The organism is Silvimonas terrae (genome assembly GCF_014202765.1).
GTDB lineage: Bacteria > Pseudomonadota > Gammaproteobacteria > Burkholderiales > Chitinibacteraceae > Silvimonas > Silvimonas terrae.
This window is the reverse complement of record NZ_JACHHN010000006.1, coordinates 44,933-61,276: the sequence shown is the minus strand read 5'-3', so window position 1 is coordinate 61,276 and position 16,344 is coordinate 44,933. Positions and strand designations below refer to the sequence as shown.

19 protein-coding genes are annotated in these 16,344 nt (G+C 61.0%); 15 read left to right on the top strand and 4 right to left on the bottom strand.

The features are described 5' to 3' along the window. Window positions 1–404: 404 nt before the first annotated feature. The 5 genes from HNQ50_RS14590 to HNQ50_RS14575 all read left to right on the top strand — a co-directional run bounded on the left by HNQ50_RS14590 (window position 405) and on the right by HNQ50_RS14575 (window position 2,474). Window positions 405–938 (top strand): cytochrome c oxidase assembly protein, encoded by a 534-nt coding sequence (locus tag HNQ50_RS14590; RefSeq protein WP_184101935.1) that lies wholly within the window; start codon window positions 405–407, stop codon window positions 936–938. Further along, window positions 935–1,111 (top strand): DUF2970 domain-containing protein, encoded by a 177-nt coding sequence (locus tag HNQ50_RS14585; RefSeq protein WP_184101934.1) that lies wholly within the window; start codon window positions 935–937, stop codon window positions 1,109–1,111. The genes HNQ50_RS14590 and HNQ50_RS14585 overlap by 4 nt, the downstream gene beginning before the upstream one ends. A 67-nt stretch (window positions 1,112–1,178) precedes the next feature. Further along, window positions 1,179–2,045, top strand: a complete 867-nt coding sequence (locus tag HNQ50_RS14580) for a cytochrome c oxidase subunit 3 (RefSeq protein WP_184101933.1) — start codon at window positions 1,179–1,181, stop codon at window positions 2,043–2,045. 7 nt (window positions 2,046–2,052) lie between these two features. After that, window positions 2,053–2,184, top strand: coding sequence for a hypothetical protein (locus tag HNQ50_RS22375; protein WP_281386203.1), 132 nt, complete (start codon window positions 2,053–2,055; stop codon window positions 2,182–2,184). A gap of 152 nt (window positions 2,185–2,336) precedes the next feature. Then, the gene (locus HNQ50_RS14575; protein WP_184101932.1) at window positions 2,337–2,474 is read left to right on the top strand and encodes a hypothetical protein; all 138 of its coding nucleotides are present in this window, start codon (window positions 2,337–2,339) and stop codon (window positions 2,472–2,474) included. Window positions 2,475–2,806: 332 nt separating this feature from the next. Here the strand turns inward: HNQ50_RS14575 and HNQ50_RS14570 are convergent, their stop codons facing one another. Beyond that, on the bottom strand, window positions 2,807–3,010 hold the full coding sequence (locus HNQ50_RS14570) for a twin transmembrane helix small protein (protein ID WP_184101931.1): 204 nt from the start codon (window positions 3,008–3,010) through the stop codon (window positions 2,807–2,809). On the opposite strand from HNQ50_RS14570, the gene HNQ50_RS14565 reads away from it, so the two are divergent. From HNQ50_RS14565 to HNQ50_RS14545, 5 genes are all read left to right on the top strand, one after another. Then, entirely contained in the window at window positions 3,009–3,791 is a 783-nt protein-coding gene (locus tag HNQ50_RS14565; RefSeq protein ID WP_184101930.1) for an SURF1 family protein, read from the top strand. The genes HNQ50_RS14570 and HNQ50_RS14565 overlap by 2 nt on opposite strands. Further along, window positions 3,788–4,267 carry a hypothetical protein gene (locus HNQ50_RS14560; RefSeq protein ID WP_184101929.1) on the top strand — a complete coding sequence of 160 codons (480 nt, stop codon included), beginning with the start codon at window positions 3,788–3,790 and terminating at the stop codon, window positions 4,265–4,267. Before HNQ50_RS14565 ends, HNQ50_RS14560 begins: the two co-directional genes overlap by 4 nt. Before the next feature lie 96 nt (window positions 4,268–4,363). After that, window positions 4,364–5,380 carry a COX15/CtaA family protein gene (locus HNQ50_RS14555; protein ID WP_184101928.1) on the top strand — a complete coding sequence of 339 codons (1,017 nt, stop codon included), beginning with the start codon at window positions 4,364–4,366 and terminating at the stop codon, window positions 5,378–5,380. After that, window positions 5,340–6,242, top strand: coding sequence for a heme o synthase (cyoE, locus tag HNQ50_RS14550; protein WP_184101927.1), 903 nt, complete (start codon window positions 5,340–5,342; stop codon window positions 6,240–6,242). The genes HNQ50_RS14555 and cyoE overlap by 41 nt, the downstream gene beginning before the upstream one ends. A gap of 174 nt (window positions 6,243–6,416) precedes the next feature. Continuing rightward, window positions 6,417–7,619, top strand: coding sequence for an MFS transporter (locus tag HNQ50_RS14545; RefSeq protein WP_184101926.1), 1,203 nt, complete (start codon window positions 6,417–6,419; stop codon window positions 7,617–7,619). Window positions 7,620–8,259: 640 nt separating this feature from the next. On the opposite strand, the gene HNQ50_RS14540 is transcribed toward HNQ50_RS14545, so the two are convergent. Further along, window positions 8,260–8,772: a DUF1993 domain-containing protein gene (locus tag HNQ50_RS14540; RefSeq protein WP_184101925.1), complete on the bottom strand. Its 513-nt coding sequence runs from the start codon at window positions 8,770–8,772 to the stop codon at window positions 8,260–8,262. Window positions 8,773–8,919: 147 nt separating this feature from the next. After that, window positions 8,920–9,939: a cupin-like domain-containing protein gene (locus tag HNQ50_RS14535; RefSeq protein WP_184101924.1), complete on the bottom strand. Its 1,020-nt coding sequence runs from the start codon at window positions 9,937–9,939 to the stop codon at window positions 8,920–8,922. A 204-nt stretch (window positions 9,940–10,143) separates the two neighbouring features. Between HNQ50_RS14535 and HNQ50_RS14530 the strand changes: the two genes are divergently transcribed. From HNQ50_RS14530 to HNQ50_RS14515, 4 genes are all read left to right on the top strand, one after another. Next, complete coding sequence (locus HNQ50_RS14530) at window positions 10,144–10,644, top strand: PH domain-containing protein (RefSeq protein WP_184101923.1); 501 nt, start codon at window positions 10,144–10,146, stop codon at window positions 10,642–10,644. A gap of 235 nt (window positions 10,645–10,879) precedes the next feature. Further along, complete coding sequence (locus tag HNQ50_RS14525; protein WP_221303197.1) at window positions 10,880–11,788, top strand: glycosyl hydrolase; 909 nt, start codon at window positions 10,880–10,882, stop codon at window positions 11,786–11,788. A gap of 216 nt (window positions 11,789–12,004) precedes the next feature. Continuing rightward, window positions 12,005–12,973, top strand: a complete 969-nt coding sequence (locus tag HNQ50_RS14520; RefSeq protein ID WP_221303196.1) for a glycosyl hydrolase — start codon at window positions 12,005–12,007, stop codon at window positions 12,971–12,973. A gap of 311 nt (window positions 12,974–13,284) precedes the next feature. Next, window positions 13,285–15,552 carry a phosphocholine-specific phospholipase C gene (locus tag HNQ50_RS14515; RefSeq protein ID WP_308419167.1) on the top strand — a complete coding sequence of 756 codons (2,268 nt, stop codon included), beginning with the start codon at window positions 13,285–13,287 and terminating at the stop codon, window positions 15,550–15,552. 76 nt (window positions 15,553–15,628) lie between these two features. Here the strand turns inward: HNQ50_RS14515 and HNQ50_RS14510 are convergent, their stop codons facing one another. After that, window positions 15,629–15,949 carry a low molecular weight protein tyrosine phosphatase family protein gene (locus tag HNQ50_RS14510; RefSeq protein WP_184101921.1) on the bottom strand — a complete coding sequence of 107 codons (321 nt, stop codon included), beginning with the start codon at window positions 15,947–15,949 and terminating at the stop codon, window positions 15,629–15,631. A gap of 91 nt (window positions 15,950–16,040) precedes the next feature. Between HNQ50_RS14510 and HNQ50_RS14505 the strand changes: the two genes are divergently transcribed. Then, on the top strand, window positions 16,041–16,340 hold the full coding sequence (locus HNQ50_RS14505; protein ID WP_184101920.1) for a Dabb family protein: 300 nt from the start codon (window positions 16,041–16,043) through the stop codon (window positions 16,338–16,340). Window positions 16,341–16,344: the final 4 nt, after the last annotated feature.

Sequence of the window (16,344 nt, the reverse complement as noted above, 5' to 3'; positions counted from 1 at the left end):
ACCCTACAAAACCCGCATGCAGACGATTTGGCTTTTGACCTGCCCCCCTCCGGCAGCGCCGAGCATCGCAGCGAAGTCCGGGGTTTCGGCGGAGGGGTGTTTGAGCGAAGCGAGTTCCCGCAGCCAGCCGGACTTTGCGAGAAGCGCAGGGAACCCGCAGGGCGTTGTCGCAGGGTCGCCTTTCTTTTGGTTACTTTTCTTTGGCGAAGCAAAGAAAAGTAACGTGGGCCCGGCACCCCGGGTAGGTAAACAATCGCGCCGCAAGGCGCTAACACATGTTCAAAGTGTTACGGCTTCGGCGAACAAGGGCCACCTGCGGTGGCCGGACTGGATTCCCGCCTCCGCGGGAATGACGAGGTAGTGGCAATGCGCCCCTGTGGGCGAAAAGTGAACAGGGAAACACCGTGAACAGCAGCGTTATCCATCACCAGAACCGCACCACCGCCCGCAAACTCCTGCTGGCGGTGCTGGTGATGTTTGGCTTTTGCTTTGCCATGGTGCCCATGTACGACGTGTTCTGCCGCGCGGTCGGCATTCAGCAAGACCGCGTGGTCAACGAAAGTGACGCCGTGCCGGCGTGGTCGCAACGGGTCGATCTGGATGCCAATACCGCGCCCGGCGTGGCCGGCACATTAACGGCGCTGGATCACACGGTCAGCGGCAAGGCCGGGCAACTGGTCAAGGCGCGGTTTCGCCTTGCCAACCCGACCGACCGCACGCTGCAACTGCGGGCCATCCCCAGTTATGCACCGTCCAACGCCGTGCGCTTTGTGGAAAAACTGCAGTGCTTTTGTTTTAACGAGATCGCCCTGGCCCCGCACGAGGTGCGCGATGCCACGGTGGTGATGGTACTCAAGCAAGACCTGCCGCAAGACCTGGGCCCGATCACGCTTTCGTACACGCTGTTCAACGCCACCGACACCAGGAGTGGCCCATGATCGATGCCATCAAGACCGTCCTGGCGGCATTTTTTGGCGTACGGGGCCGCAAGGGTGCGGAGTCATCGCAAAAGGTCAAACCGCAACAGATTGTCATTACCGCAATAGTGCTGGCGCTGATTCTGGCGCTGTTGGTGTTCGGACTGGTGCGTTTGCTGGTGGCGGAACACTGAACCGACGATAAGGGCGGACCCACCGCCAACGACCTGCGGGCCACACGGTGGCCGACTGGAGAGAAGCATGAACGTAGAAAACGGCATTCACGACGCGCACTACTACGTGCCAGAACCTTCGCGCTGGCCGATTACCGGGTCGATTGCGCTGTTCTGCATGACCTGTGGCACCGCGCTCTGGATCAACGACATGCAGTTGGGCAAGTGGCTGCTGCTGGCGGGGTTTTTGATCCTGATCCACATGCTGATTGGCTGGTTCCGCGATGTGATCACCGAATCGCAACACGGCGATTACGGCCAGCAAGTGGATCATTCTTTCCGCTGGGGCATGAGCTGGTTCATTTTTTCAGAAGTCATGTTTTTCGCCGCGTTCTTTGGCGCACTGTTCTACACCCGCACCATCTCTGTGCCGGAGCTAGGCTGGTTCTCGGACACGCATGAGCAGCTCTGGCCGGCCTTCAAAGCCACCTGGCCGGGTGTGAGCGGGCCGAAAATTGCGCCCTACACGCCGATGGAAGCCTTTGGGATTCCCGCCATCAACACGGCATTGCTGCTGACTTCCGGCATTACCGTGACCTGGGCGCACTGGGGCTTTGTGAAGAACAACCGAACGCAAATGGCATTGGGTCTGGCGCTGACTGTGGCACTGGGCGCGGTGTTCCTGGTGCTGCAAGCCTTTGAATACCACCACGCTTATACGCAAATGCACCTGACGCTGGCCTCCGGCGCATACGGCATGACCTTCTTCATGTTGACCGGTTTTCACGGCATGCACGTGCTGGTGGGGGCGATCATGCTCTCGGTCATGCTGGGCCGCGTGCTCAAGGGCCACTTCACGCCGGAACATCATTTTGGCTTCGAAGCCGCGGCCTGGTACTGGCACTTTGTGGACGTGGTCTGGCTGGGACTGTTCGTCTTTGTGTACTGCCTGTGAGACAGCAATGACCAATCCCGTAGCCCGGATGGAGGCCATCAGGCCGGGAATCCGGGGTGGCGATATGGGCCAGGGTAATTACCCCGGATTCTCGCTGCGCTTCATCCGGGCTACGGCGCTGTTTGTGGACTGCCTGTGAGGCAGTGATGACCAATCTACAAACCGTAGCCCGGATGGAGGCCGTCAGGCCGGGAATCCGGGGTGGCGATACTGTCCAGGGTAGTCACCCCGGATTCTCGCTGCGCTTCATCCGGGCTACGGCGCTGTTTGTGGACTGCCTGTGAGGCAGTGATGACCAATCAACAAACCGTAGCCCGGATGGAGGCCGTCAGGCCGGGAATCCGGGGTGGCGATATGGGCCAGGGTAATTACCCCGGATTCTCGCTGGGCTTCATCCGGGCTACGGCGCTGTTTGTGGACTGCCTGTGAGGCAGTGATGACCAATCTACAAACCGTAGCCCGGATGGAGGCCGTCAGGCCGGAAATCCGGGGTGGCGACATGGGCCGGGGTAGTTACCTCGGATTCTCGCTGCGCTTCATCCGGGCTACGGCGCTGGATTCCGGCTCAAGGGGGCCGCCGAGGACCGGAATGACGATGCAGTGGTAGGCGAGAAAAGTAGCGCCTGGTAAAACCGTTGCAGGTTTTTGGCAGGCGCTGGCGGTTGTCGAGGGCGGGAGGTTGCAGGGGCGCATCGGCAAGGGCGAGGGGAAAGGCAGCAATGCCTTTCCCCGCTAGGCCCTGGCGATTGGCAATCACCGTTTCAGGGCGTCGGCCCATGGGGTTGCAGCAGGCCAAAGTACCAGGCCAGCAGCAACAGGATGAACAGCGCAACGGAAACCGCAATACGCAGCGTGAGTGAACGGGCCAGTTTTTCAGAGCGGGATGGCCCACGCACCAGCTGGAACAGCGCGCGGCCCAGTGCAAACAGAATGATTAGCAAAAACAGTACGATGACAACTCTCATGGCGTCTCCTCCTGATACCGGAAACGGTAGCACAACTGTCATCAAGCTGCCGCAAGCACGTCAGCGGCGGGGTGCGCTGGTGGGGCTGGCCGCGCTGGTGCTGCTGACGGTGGCGCTGGGGCTGTGGCAGGCCGCGCGCGCCGTGTACAAGCAACGACTGGCCGATCACTATGCGGCCAGTATTGCGCTGCCGCCGCTCACCTGGCGTAACAGCGACCTACCGCCGCTGTTCCGGCGGGTGTCGCTCCAGGGTTACTGGCTGTCAGCGCAGACGCTGTATCTGGATCACCGCGATTACAACGGCGAAGTGGGCGTAGAGGTCATCACGCCGTTCCGGCTGGCCGATGGCAGCATTGTGCTGATCAATCGGGGCTGGCGCGCCACCAACGCGGTAGAGAGCGCCGCCATCCCCGCCACCCCACAGGTCGAAGTCCTGAACTGGCCGCGCTTTTTTGAACTGGCGCATACCCCGCCGCAAGGCAAGCTGTTCCAGAACATCACCGCCGCGCGCTTTGCCGAGTGGTCTCATCTGCCCCAACCGCTGTGGTATGGCCGTTTGCGTTCAGCGGCCAATGACGGCCTGCAGCACGACAGCGCCACCCCGGATTTCAACCCGTCCCGCCATATCGGCTACATGCTGACCTGGTGGGGCATGAGCATTGCCGGGCTGTTTTTGTGGCGGCATTTTCGCCGCAGCACGCGCGCGCCACAAACCCAGGCAACGACCGAAGCCCTTGTCACCACAAAAAAACCAACCGCACCCGAAGGAGACGACGCATGAATCGCGGGCAAAAAACCCTGCTGTTGATGTTTGGTATCACGCTTGCCCCCATTCTGGCCGCCCAGGCGTTCTTTCATTTCTGGCGGCCCACTGCGGTCAAAAGCTACGGCGAACTGATTGCCGCGCCCGCCGCCACACCGGCCAATGGTTACTGGCGACTGGTGGCCGCCGACCCGCAAGGGTGTACGGACAATCAGAAGGCCTTGTTGTTTGCCACCCGGCAAATGCGCCTGGCACAGGGTCAGGAAAGCCACCGTATCCAGCGGGGTTCCACCGTGGTTTGCCCGGCACTGGATAACGATGTAGCGGTCATCAATAACGCCACCGGGCTGCACGCTGGCGGGCTGTATCTGATTGACCCGCATGGCAACCTGGTCATGCGCTACCGCCCGGACCAGATTGGCGACAACGAAGGCCGCAAGAAGGCCATGGCAGAGATCGGCAAGATTCTGAAGAACAACGAAGCCCTGGGGTAACCCAGCGCGGGCAAGGCTGTGGATTAGGTGTGGACGTCTAACGAAATGCCACTAACCGCATTGCAGTTGGTGGCCTGATGCGAGGGGAGAAATCGAGTGCGGCAATCCCGTTTGCGTTATCTGGCCTGGCTGGCCGTGATCTGGACCTTTGGTCTGGTCATGCTGGGCTCGTTTGTGCGCTTGTCTGACGCCGGGCTGGGCTGCCCGGACTGGCCCGGCTGTTACGGCCACCTGACTGTCCCGCAGGCCGCGCATGAAATCGCCCATGCCGCCGCCACCTTTGGCACGACGGTCGAGCCGGACAAAGGCTGGAAAGAGATGATCCACCGCTACGTGGCCGGCGGGCTGGTGTTGATGGTGGTGGTACTGACCGCCGCGCTCTATCGCCAGCGCCAGCGCTTTGATTTGCCCACACCGCTGGTGTTTGCGCCCTTGCTGCTGGTTGTGCTGCAGGCCTTGCTCGGGATGTGGACCGTCACGCTCAAACTGATGCCCGCCGTGGTCACCGCGCACTTGCTGGGTGGCATGACCATGCTGGCGCTGTTATCGGCCATTGCCCTGCGCGGCACGCTACCCAGGTTGTATGTGGATCACGCCAACCGCACGCTGGCCTGGGTGGCCCTGGCCGCCGTGTTATGCCAGTTGATCCTGGGCGGGCTGGTATCCAGCAACTATGCCGGGCTGGCCTGCGATGGTTTTCCCGCCTGCCGTGGCAGTTTTGCCCCGCCGGATGGCCTGATGGACATGCTGCGGGTAGACCGCCAACTGGGGCTGACCAGTGATGGCATGCCATTGCCGATCAGCCATCTGGCCGCGATCCACTGGTTACACCGATTGGGCGCGCTGGTGGTCACGCTCACCACGCTCTGGCTGGCGCTGCGTTTGTGGTTTGCGCACCGCGCCACGGCCCTGCTGTTGCTGGCGGCGCTGTGTGTGCAAGTGGGCCTGGGCATCGCCAATGTGTTGCTCTCTCTGCCTTTGCCGCTGGCCGTACTCCATAACGGTGGCGCGGCTTTCCTGTTGTTTTGTCTGACTTCTGTGCTGGCCCGCAGCCGGGCACAAAGGACTGTGCATGTTTACGCTCGCACTCATCACGCCTTCACGGGCCGTTGAACTCTGGCGGCTGGGCAAGCCCAGGGTTGTCAGCCTGATTGTGTTCTGTGCAGCGGCAGGCGCCTTGATGGCGACACCGCAGTGGTCAGCGTTGCCCAATGTGATCCTCTCTTTGCTGGGGATCGCGCTGGTTGCCATGGGCGCAGCGGCAGTCAATTGTCTGGTGGAGCGTGATCGTGACGCCGTCATGCGCCGCACGGAACGCCGGCCGCTGGTCAAAGGCACGCTGACACCGCTGGAAGCCGGCCTTTACGCCGCCGTGCTGACCCTGGCCGGTCTGGCGCTGTTGCAGACTTTTGCCAACTCGCTGGCCATGTGGCTGACCCTGGGGACATTCTTTGGTTACGCCGTGGTGTACACGCGCTGGCTCAAACCGGCCACCCCGCAAAACATTGTGATCGGCGGTGCGGCCGGCGCCATGCCGCCCGTGCTGGGCTGGGCGGCGGTCACCGGCACGGTACCGGCCGAGGCGGCGGTGTTGTTTCTGCTGATTTATACCTGGACGCCGCCGCACTTCTGGGCGCTGGCGCTGTACCGGCAACTGGACTACCAGAAGGCCGGTTTGCCCATGTTGCCGGTGACCCACGGCCCGGCCTATACCCGCCAGACCATCGTGCTGTACGCGGTGATGTTGTACGCCGTGGCGCTGCTGCCCTTTGTCATCGGCATGAGCGGCTGGGTGTATCTGGCTATTGCCTTGTGGTTCAACAGCGGCTTTTTGTGGCGCGCCATCAAGCTCTATCGCACTGCCGATGAAGCCGTGGCGCGCGGGTTGTTTTTGTATTCCATCCGCTATCTGGCCTGGGTGTTTGGCGCGCTGGTGCTGGACCGGGTCTGGACCATGGCGATAACTCACTTCTGAACGCATCCTCACCGCCCGAGGCCATCTGCCCGGATTCTGGCAGGTGGCTTTTGTTTTTTAGCGAGGTAGCGCTTGCCAGAATGCCATCTGTCACATGACAATTGAATAGGAAATGATCATTTCCTATTATCCAGCCAGCCCCTGACACTCCAGCACCTTGCCGTGGACCCCGACATGAACATGCCCCAACCCGTCACAACCCAGGAACCCACGGCGATATCAAGCGGATTGATCTGGCTGCTGGCCGCATCCTGCGGGCTGATCGTCGCCAATATCTATTACGCCCAGCCGCTGATTGGCCCGATCAGTGCCGCACTGGGCCTGCCGGTCAGCGCCGCAGGGTTGATTGTGACCATGACGCAAATTGGCTACGGCACCGGGTTGATTCTGGTGGTGCCACTGGGCGACTTGTTTGAAAACCGCAGGCTGGTCCTGATGATGGTGGGCCTGGCAGCGCTGGCCTTGCTGGCCGCCGCCGTGGCGCCGTCGCCGTTCCCGTTTCTGGTTGCGGCGCTGTTCATCGGCATTGGCTCTGTCGCCGTGCAGATTCTGGTGCCTTACGCCGCCCACCTTGCCCCGGAAGCTACTCGCGGCCGCGTGATTGGCAATGTCATGAGCGGCCTGATGCTGGGCGTGATGATGGCGCGGCCAGTCTCCAGTTTCATTACCGCCCTGACGTCCTGGCATGTGGTGTTCGTGCTGTCGGCGCTGGCGATGGTGGCGCTGGGCGTGGTGTTGCGTAGCAAGCTGCCGCTGCGGCAACCCGTACATGCCTTGTCTTATGGTGAATTGCTGTCATCCATGGCGCATCTAGCGTTACAAACCCCCATCCTGCGCCGCCGCGCCTTGTACCAGGCATGCTTGTTCGGCACGTTCAGCGTGTTCTGGACCACCTCGCCGCTTCTTTTGGCCGGGTCTTATCACCTGACCCAGCGCGGCATTGCCCTGTTTGCGCTGGCCGGTGTCGCCGGGGCTATTGCCGCACCCATTGCGGGCCGCGTGGCAGACAAAGGCTGGAGCCGCCCCGCCACGGCAGCAGCCATGCTCTGTGCTGCCGCCGCCTGGCTACTCACACACCTGGCTCCGGAAGGCTCGCCTCTGGCGCTGGCCTTGCTGGTTGTCGCAGCGATCATGATCGACTTTGGCGTCCAGGCGAACGTGGTTCTGGGTCAGCGCGCCATCTTTGCCCTGGGCGCCCACGCGCGCAGCCGCCTCAACGGTTTGTATATGGCGACCTTCTTTGCGGCTGGCGCCATCACCTCTGCCCTGGGTGGCTGGGCCTATGCACACGGTGGCTGGCTCTGGGCCAGCGCCTTGGGGCTGGCCTTGCCCGTGATGGCGCTGCTTTACTTTGCGACAGAGAAACCGGGCGAGTGAGGGTTTGATCTCGCTGATGCCGAAGGCAAGGCCGCCTGCGACGGCCCACTGGATTCCGGCCTTCGCCGGAATGACGAAGTGGTGGGCACAGTGATCAATTCTTGCGGGCAGACGGGTTATGGTGTTGGGGTTGCTTTTGCTCTCCCTCCCCTCCGGCAGCGCCGAGCATCGCAGCAAGGCGCGGGGTTTCGGCGGAGGGGTGTTTGAGCGTAGCGAGTTCCCGTAGCCAGCCGCGCCTTGCGAGAAGCGCAGGACACCCGAAGGGCGCTGTCGCAGGGGTCGCCTTTTCTTTGGTTACTTTCTTTGGGGCCGCCGAGGTGGCGAAGCAAAAGAAAGTAACTTGGTCCGGGCACCCCCGGTACCAAAAACAGCCGCGCCGCCAGGCGCTAACACGCACCGCAATGGTGGATTGTCGCTATCGCTCCGAATCCACCCTACGCTCACAACACTATGAACCAGGCCTGCCACCCCGGATTCCCGCTATCGCTTCATCCGGGCTACAAAGTGTCTCTTGTCACTTAAGGCCACCTTCGGCGGCCTGCTGGATTCCCGCCTCCGCGGGAATGACGAGGGGACAGGTAGTCACGCCCACGCGTCTGTGAGCCCCGTCAAAAACAGCCAGAACCGCCAGCGCCCTCTCTCACTCCCCGTACGGCCCCAGATAATCCAGCTTGCCGACATCCAGCCCGTGCTGGCGCAAGATGGCATGGGCCGTGGCGATATGAAAATAGAAGTTGGGCAGCACAAACGTCATCAGATATTCGTCACCGGTAAAGGTCGCCTTGATGGTGGAGAAATCCAGCGACACCTCGCGCAAATGGCTGCCGTCCAGTTGCTCTGGCGTGATGGTGTCAAAAAACGCCTGGGTTTTCGCGATGCGGTTTTTCAGTTCGCCAAACGTGGTTTCGCAATCGGGAAAACGCGGCACATCAACGCCAATCAGGCGGCCGATGGCGTTTTTGGATGTATCAGACGCGCGCTGGATCTGCCCGGCCAGTGGCAGCATGTCGGTGGCAATGCGCGCATGGACCAGCACTTCGGGCGGCACGCCGGTGGCCTGGGCATGGGCTTCGGCTTTGTCCAGATAGCTGGTCAGCACCTGCAGGCCACGCTGGAACACCGGAATGGAAAGGCGATACATCGATACAGCCATGACAGCAACTCCTGAAAGGGTGTGCTAACGGTGGCGGCAATCCACCGAAAATTCAAGCCGTTGTCATCAGTATCGACGATTCACATCAAACAGGACGGGGATTCTGCGCGCAAGCCATCACCGCCGACCCCGACGGCAATGGCTTGGTCAGAAGGCGCGGTTGGCGGGGTAGCTGCTGGTGAAGTCGTTCAGCCAGCGAAAATTGATAAAAGACATGGTGACCGAGACTTCCAGGCCTTCAACAAAATGCCAGCAGCCCACAGGCAGGAACAGGATTTCACCGGGGTTCAGCGTGCATTCCAGTGGCCGCACCTGGCGCAGGTTGGGAAACCGCTGGAAATCCACCGCCTGGGCATCGACATAAGTAAAACAATGCTCGTGGTTGTACATGCTGGCAATTTCCGTCGCCGGCACCAGCACAATGCGCTTGCGCCCAATAATCTGCGCCATGAAGTTGTTGGTCAGATCATGATGAAACGGCGTGATGGTGCCCGCCGGCCCGAACCACAGAAAACCGCTATCGACCGAGTTGGGGTCCAGGTATTCCGGCATTGGCGGTACGTCGTTCCACAGGCTGGCGAGCGCGCTGCGATTGCGCGAATCGTTGTAGGCCGTCATGTAAAAATCATTGGTCGGGCTTTGCGTGCGCACCAGGTTCACGTACTCGGCAAAGCGCATGGTTTTTTCGTGGCGCTGTTTGTCCAGTTCGTAATGCTGGTTGCTGTTGCGACCAAACTGCACTTGCACCTCGGCATTGCCGCAACGATCGGCAAAGTAGTCGAGGCTCCACTTATTCATGGCAGGCCAGTGATCCATCATGCCGGTGATGATGACAGGGCGCCCGGCCGTGTAAAAATCATCGAAAAACTCGCGCGTGGACAAACGATGCCGCCGGGGAATCTCTGCCGCGCGCAGGTGTTCCAGCCGCCGCAGGTTATCCAGCACCCAGTCGTGTTTGGCCAGGCGGTTTTTCAGGCGTTGTGCACCCGCCAGATAGGGGCTTTGCTGAGCGGCGTTCAACTCGGCCGAGGCCACCTCCGGGTCCACGCCGCCAGAGACCATCACCTGTAACAGATCAGCCGGGTTACTGCCCAGGAGCAGGTTCTCGGCAATCCAGCGGCGCCATTCATTGTCCACGATGACCGTGGTTTGATTTTGGGTTTCCATCCATCCTCCTCGTCCGGTCGATGCCGGTTTTTACCCGTTGCTTCAAGCGCTTGGGCGATGTGGTTATGCAGCGTACTTGCTGCATCCCGACGTGGGTAGCCCCTGCCCGCCAGACGTTTGTTAAACGAGACATTCGGCCCGCCTGGCGCGCCTTGTGGATGCACGGCGGCGTATGCTGCAGCGGTGTCTGATCCGGAACCGACCATGCGTTTTGCCGTTGCCCCCTGGCCTGCCTCCCTCAAACTGACCTCTGCCGCTTGCACCATCACGCTGGGGCTGGCCGCGCTGGTGCTGTATCACGTGCTGTCCATTACGCCGCGCATCAATCCGGCGCTGGCCTGGCTGACGCTGCTGCCGTTGCTGATTTTGTTAACCAGCGCGCTGTACATCATCCGTGGCTACCGGATTGAGGGCACGACACTGATCATTGAACGCCCGTGTTTTTCCACCCGTATCCCGCTAACCGGGCTGGTGTCGGCGCGGCTGGACCCGGCGGCCTGCAAGGGCTCACTGCGTCTGCGCGGTAATAGCGGGCTGTTTTCGTTTTCCGGCTTGTATTCCAGTAAAACGTTGGGCCGGTACCGGCTGTATGCCACGGATAGCCGCTGCGCAGTGGTGATCGTGCTGCCTCAGCGCACCGTGGTGATCACCCCGGAATTGCCCCATGCCTTGCTGGAGTATCTGCGCGGTCAACTGCCTCACTGATACCGCATGCTGACCATTTCTGGTGGCGGGTTTGCCCGTCGGTGCGTTTTGCAGTCCGCTCGACCGCTTGTCATGCAGCCCCCGCAGCACGGAGGCCAACCGTTGCCGTTGGCAAGCATCCGGCCTTAGCATCCCCGCACTTTGAAAACGTTTTCAAACTTGACCGTCTGCGGTTGATGCGCTTGATGCGCGGGGAGTTGTCACGATGCTTTTGCCACACAGTCCAGCCCGATCGTTGTTCACGATTGCCGCGCTTTCTGTCTGTCTGACCGCATGCGGTGGCGGCGGTAGTAGCGACGCGGCCGCCAGCAGCCAGGTGAGTTCTCCCTCCGTCACGCCGACACCGACACCGACACCAGCGCCTTCCGCCGTCACCAAAAGTTTCAAGCGCGGCGTGGGGTATGACTTTGCCAATAGCCAGGACCTTGCTGCGGTCTCCCCCGGCGTCACCTGGTGGTACAACTGGGGTCTGAAACCCAACGCCAGTTTGCCCGCCAATGCGCAAAGCAGCGCCAGCATGGATTTTGTGCCGATGCTGTGGAACGGCAATTTTGTCGATGCAGACGTCATCAGCTATCTGCGGGCCAACCCCGCCATCAAATATCTGTTGGTGCTCAACGAACCCAATCTGGTCGATCAGGCCAATATGACACCAGCAGCCGCGGCGGCCTTGTGGCCCCGTTATGAGGCCATTTCCGCCGCCACCGGCGTCAAGCTAGTCGGGCCAGCCATGAATTGGGGCACGCTTTCCGGCTACAGCGATCCCGTGGTCTGGCTGGATGCGTTTTACGCGGCATTCCGCGCCAGCAATAACCGTGATCCGCAGATCGATTATCTGGCCTTCCACTGGTATGACTACGGCCTGGCCGATCAATTGAATCGGCTGACCAAATACGGCAAGCCATTCTGGGTGACCGAGTTTGCCAACTGGCATTCACAAACCGACGGTGCGCAGATTGATACGCTGGCCAAACAAGAAGCGCAGATGGCCGATATGGTCAACACCTGCGAAACGCGTACAGATGTGTTCCGCTATGCCTGGTTCACCGGCCGCCTGAGCCCGGACCCGCACTTTGACAGCCTGCTGGCCGGCACTGGCGTGCTGACCGATCTGGGCAGCAAATACCTGACGCAGCCCTGGTAGCTCTGACAGGCGCGAAAAACCGCGCTTGCGCCAGCCCGGCCGCTGGCTGACGTCTGTCTGCCCAAGTAGACCTGCGGCAGCCTGGCGCAGAACGCGTGTTCGCAGCGGCTGGTCTATTTTTGAGGAGCCCCTCAACGAGGCACAGTCAACTGCACTGGTCTGCCAGTCTGCGCGGTTTCCCCGCCGCAGGGTTAGTGCAAAACAGGAGAACACGTGATGCACGGCTATCTTCAGCACGAAGACCCTCACCGATTACGCTGGCTTATGCTGCTTGTCGCCACCACCGGCTTGTATGCCTGCGGTGGCGATGACAACGGTTCTACCCCGCTCGCCACCGAACGTATCGCCAGCCCCGTCTCCCCTTCTTCCAAAGCCGCCGCCGTCACGCCGGTTCCCACCGGCACCAGCAAAAGCACCAAACGCGGTATTGCAGATGATCTGGGCGCGTATCCGGTCGATCTGGCAATGGTCTCCGGCGGCGTAAGCTGGTGGTACAACTATCGCGTGGGGCCCAATGCCAATGTCCCCGCTGACTATATGGCCGCGTACAACATGGAATACATCCCCATGATCAAGACCGGGGATTTTGTGGATCAGGACGTGATCAACTGGTTAATGGCCAACCCCTCCGTGAAATACCTGCTGGTCATTAACGAGCCCAACCGCACCACCCAGGCCAATATGAACCCCTGGCAGGCGGTGGTGGTCTGGCCGAGGTTTGAGGCCATTGCCCGGCAGACTGGCGTCAAGCTGGTGGGTCCGGCCATGACCATGGGCAACACCCTGCATTACAACGATCCGGTGTACTGGCTGGATAGCTTTATTGCCGATTACTACGCGCTGTATCACCGCAATCCGCAAATGGATTTCCTGGCCTTTCACTGGTACGACTACGGGCTGGATGCCGCGCTGGATCGCATGGATAAATACGGCAAGCAGATCTGGGTCACCGAGTTTGATAACGTCCACAGCGGTAACGATGGCTTGCAGATCGATACCGAGGCCAAGGCGATGGCCCAACAGGCGGCCATGGTGCAAACCCTGGAAACACGCAGCGATGTGTTCCGCTATGCGTGGTACACCGACCGGGCCTACGGCAATCCGTTCTTCATCAACCTGATGGCCGGCCCCGGACAACTGACCCATATGGGCACCCAGTATGTGAGCCTGCCCTGGGTGTACTGAGTGGCGCCCCAGGCGCGAGCGTTCAGACGGCGGGTGTTCCCGCCGTTTTTTTGTGCCGCTCACCTGCCTTTCAGCGCCTGACCCTGCCATCTGTCCACGACGATCGGTCAGATCGGGCGGCCGGTTATTCATCTATACGTCTAGCGAAAAAGCAGCATACAGACGCTTGCCATGATCAAGTGATCCACCCGGAAAACCCACGCTATGTGTCGGTTTTAACGGGGTTTCATGGTCACAAAACTGCAAATGAGTCTCCCTACCGTGGCGGCACGCCGCGTGCGGCCAACCAAAAACAGCATGGAGACGAGACAGTGGATCATCAATCTAACGGTTTTAATCGCCGACGTTTCATGAAGGGCGCCGCCGCCGCACTGGCCGGCACCGTTTTACCCGCCGGGCTGCAACGCGTACTGGCCGCGCCCGCCGCCAGCGGCACCCTGGGGTCGATTGCCCACGTGGTGATTTTCTCGCAAGAAAACCGTTCGTTTGATCACTACTTTGGCTCGCTCAATGGCGTATCGGGCTTTGGTGATAACCACCCGCTGCTGCAAAACGCCGCCAGCGGCCTGGCCAATGTGTTCTACCAGAAGAATGGCAGCGTCATTCAATGCCCGTTTCACCACAATCTGAAAACCACGGCGGCCGAGTGCGCGGCTGATGTGGCGCATGACTGGAGCAGCGGCCACACCGGCTGGGACAACGGCAAGCTGGATCAGTGGTATGCCGCCAAGGGCGGTCTGTCGATGGGTTACTTCAACCGCAACGACATTCCGTGGCATTACGCGCTGGCCGATAACTTCACCGTGTGCGACCACTATTTCCACTCGGTCATGGGCCCCACCAACCCCAACCGGCTGTACCTGATGACGGGCACGATTGACCCGGCCGGCAAGAATGGCGGCCCGGTCACCGACAACAGCGAAAAAGGCTACACCTGGACCACCTACGCCGAGCGCCTGCAAGCCGCCGGCATCAGTTGGCGCGTGTACCAGGAACAGGACAATTTCGACGATAACGCCCTGGCCTGGTTCAACAACTTCAAAAACGCCGGCACCAGTTCTCCGCTCTACACCAACGGCATGCAGCGCCGCACACCGGCCCAGTTTGCGGCGGATGTCGCCAACGATCAGTTGCCTGCGGTCTCCTGGGTCATCGCTCCGGCGGCGCTCTCTGAACACCCCGATTACGGCCCCAACCCTGGCGCCAATTATGTGAACCAGTATCTTGAGGCGCTGGTGAGCAACCCGGCGGTGTGGCAAAAGACGGTGTTTTTCCTGGTGTATGACGAGAACGGCGGTTTCTTCGACCACGCCATCGCCCCGGTCGCCCCGACCGGCACCACAGACGAGTATGTCTCCGGCGTACCGATTGGCCTGGGCGGGCGGATTCCGGCCCTGGTGATTTCGCCGTGGTCCAAAGGCGGGTATGTCGCCAGCGAAGTGTTTGATCACACCTCCACGCTGCGCTTCCTGGAGGCCTGGACCGGCGTGCAAGAACCCAATATCAGCGCCTGGCGCCGCAAGATTTGTGGCGATCTGACCAGCGCCTTCAACTTTACCGCCAGCGATTACGCTTTCCCCACCCTGCCCGATACCGCCGCGCTGGCAGCAAATGCCGCTACCGAGTGCAAGAACCTGCCGGCCGCAACCCCGATTGCCACCACCACACCGCCCACACAGGAAAGCGGCCCCCGCCCGGCGCGCGTGCAGCCTTACCAACTGAACGCCTGGGGCGGCGCCGACCGCAGCGCTGGCCGCTACTGGATCTACATGACCAACCAGGGCCCGCAGGACGTGATGATGTCGGCCTACGTCAACGCGTATCGCACGGATGGTCCGTGGCGTTATCAGGTGGCGGGCACCGGCGTGCAATCGTCCGACTATTTCAGCGTGAACACCTACGGCGGCGGCAAGTACGATATCAGCGTGTATGGCCCCAACCGTTTCTACCGCCGTTTTGCCGGCAATATCTCGGCCACCGCCTGGCAGAACCAGCCTGAGCCGGAAGTCACCATCACGACCGGAACCGCCGGCACGCCCATCACGCTGACCTTCAGCAATACCGCAACCATTGCCGCTACCTTCAGCGTAACCCGGCGCAATGCCCCCACTGGCGGTGCGGGCGGTCAGGTGTGGAGTGTCAGCGTGCCTGCAGGCAAAACCGTGGGTCAAAGCTTTCCCACCAACGCAGACTGGTATGACTATCTGGTGACGTTGAGCGGCGATACGCTGTTTGCGCGGGAATTTGCCGGGCATATCGAAGGCGCGGTCGGCACCACAGAGCAGCCGTTCTCCGCCATTGTGGCCACAGCCACACCAACCCCGGCGCCGACACCGACACCGACACCGACGCCAACCCCGACACCCGCACCCACGCCTGCACCTACGCCAACGCCGGCCCCCACACCCGCAGCCAGCACCTGCGCCACCGCGTGGAACAGCAGCGCAATCTATGCCACTGCCGGGCAGACTGTGAGCTATCAGGGCCACAACTATCAGAACAAATGGTGGACTCAGGGCGACAACCCTAGCCAGAGCGGCCAGTACGGGCCATGGCAAGACTTGGGGGCGTGTAGCTAAGCGGGTGTACCAGCAATCAAAAAGCCACCGTCCGGGTGGCTTTTTTTATATGGAAGGCGGGCCCCGCTTTGTGGACTCACAGCCAGGGAGACACTGCGCTTTCCAGCAGTTCGATCAATTCCGGATCCATGTATTGGTATTCGTCCGGGATATCGAGCACATGGATGGTCTTGCCGACCAGTTCGGCAGCAAAGTCGGCCTTCAAGCGGGTTTTGTGCTGGTGCTCCATCACAAAAACAAGGTCGGCCCAACGCAAATCAGCTGCGCTGACCCGGCGCCGTGCAGACGGGCTGGTGCCGGCAGAGCGCACATTGACGCCCGGCGTTCTGCGCCAGATCTGCTCTGCAGTGGGGCTGCGCCACTGGTTGCGGCTGCAGATAAACAGCAAGTTGCTCATGGTTTGCGAGTTGATTTGTACCGATGTGGGCCTATGTTACAGCCACGTCCGGCATTTGCCGATGTCATTACCTGACCTGAGGAAACCCGCCATGGCTTTGCGTCACCTCGTTTTACTGCGTTTCAAGGATGAGATCACCAAAGAAGCCCGCTCCGCACTGGAGCAAGAGTTTGCCGGCCTGGCCAGCAAGATCGACGGGATCACCGCGTTTGAATGGGGTCTGGATGAAAGCCCGGAGCCGCTGTCCAAAGGGTTGACCCATATTTTCAACTTCACCTTTGCCGATGCCGCAGCGCGTGATGCTTATCTGCCGCATCCGGTGCATCTGGCTTTTGTGGCCAAATTGCAACCGACCCTGGCCGATATCCTGGTGCTGGATTACCCGGCCTGATGCA